Origin of the sequence: Micromonospora sp. NPDC048898, assembly GCF_043198035.1 — a bacterium.
Lineage (GTDB): Bacteria > Actinomycetota > Actinomycetes > Mycobacteriales > Micromonosporaceae > Micromonospora.
The window spans coordinates 1-1,620 of sequence record NZ_JBICUF010000051.1 but is presented as its reverse complement, the minus strand read 5'-3'; the positions used below and the strand labels follow the sequence as shown (position 1 = coordinate 1,620).

At 68.6% G+C, this 1,620-nt stretch carries 1 protein-coding gene; it reads left to right on the top strand.

Features of this window, described 5'->3' with window-relative positions; all coding sequences use genetic code 11:
* Positions 1-523 precede the first annotated feature (523 nt).
* A partial coding sequence (locus ACGFIQ_RS36225; RefSeq protein WP_393250859.1) for an arabinofuranosidase catalytic domain-containing protein occupies positions 524-1,620 on the top strand: 1,097 nt, incomplete at its 3' end.

Sequence of the window (1,620 nt, the reverse complement as noted above, 5' to 3'; positions counted from 1 at the left end):
ACGGCCGTGACGTCGGGATGTGTCACGAGCAGCTGTTCCACGCACGCCTCGCCGGCGGCCGTGTCGTCGCCGCAGCAGACCTCCACGCCGGTCAGGCCCCGTTCCACCGCCGCCCGGTGAGCGCTCGATGGCTGGGCCCGTAACCCGCGGCCACCAACTCGGCGGAGCGGTTGACCAGGGCCACGTGCCGGTGCCCCAAGTCGGCCAGGTGGTGCACGCAGCGGGCGATCAGCCCGGAATAGTCGATGTCGATCCAGCCCCGACACGGGCACGCACCATCTGTCCCTGACGAGCATATCCGTCCGGAGTCAGCACGTTCCGCGGCCAGCGGGGCGGACAACCGACGGTGGCGCGACTAATGGACGAGCATTAATGTAAACAGGTATGACGTGTGACGTCGGTCTGGCCCGCTAGCGAGGCTCGAACCGCCGCCGAACGCCACCAACCGTATCGATCTGGATCGGTTCGGCAACACAGGCCAACCCGCCACCACCGCGCTCCACCTCACCGCCGAGAGGATCCGATGAATGTGAAGAGACGACTGAGTCGTCTGCTCGCCGCCACGGGAACCCTGCTGGTTCTCGCTGTCGGTGCCAGCATCTACGTGGTCGCGGACGCGCCGGGCGTCGCCCGCGCCGCCGGCACGGGACCGTGCGACATCTACGCCTCGGGGGGCACCCCCTGCGTGGCCGCGCACAGCACCACCCGCGCGCTGTACGGCGCGTACAACGGCCCGCTCTACCAGGTCCGTCGCTCGTCGGACAACACGACCCGTGACATCGGCGTGCTGAGCGAGGGTGGCTACGTCAACGCCGCCACGCAGGACACGTTCTGCGCCAACACCAACTGCGTCATCACCATCCTCTACGACCAGTCCGGCCGCAACAACCGCCTCACCCAGGCACCTCCCGGCTTCTGGCCCGGCCCCTTGCCCGGTGGATGGGACAACCTGGCCGACGCGAAGGCGGCCCCGATCACCATCGGTGGCCAGAAGGCCTACGGCGTCTACATCGCGCCCGGCACCGGCTACCGCAACAACAACACCAACGGCGTCGCCACCGGCGACCAGCCCGAGGGCATCTACGCCGTCGTCGACGGCACGCACTACAACCAGTGGTGCTGCTTCGACTACGGCAACGCGCAGACGGACGGCCTGGCCGACGAGCGCGCGATCATGGAGACGGTCTACTTCGGCGCCAACAAGCAGTGGGGCTACGGCGCCGGCGCCGGGCCCTGGATCATGGCCGACCTGGAGTGGGGGCTGTTCTCCGGCGTGAACGCCGGGTACAACAACATCGCGCCGATCAACCACCGCTTCGTGACCGCCATGGTCAAGGGCGAACCGAACCACTGGGCGATCCGGGGCGGCAGCGCCCAGTCGGGCGGTCTGACCACCTACTTCGACGGGCGCCGCCCCAACGGCTACCACCCGATGAAGAAGGAGGGCGCCATCCTCCTCGGTATCGGCGGCGACAACAGTGTCTCCGGTCGGGGCACCTTCTTCGAGGGTGTGTTGACGTCCGGTTACCCGACCGCGGCGACCGAGGACGCGGTGCAGGCGAACATCGCCGCCGCCGGGTACGCGCCGTCCGGTGGTAACCCGCAACAGGGCGTCCAACT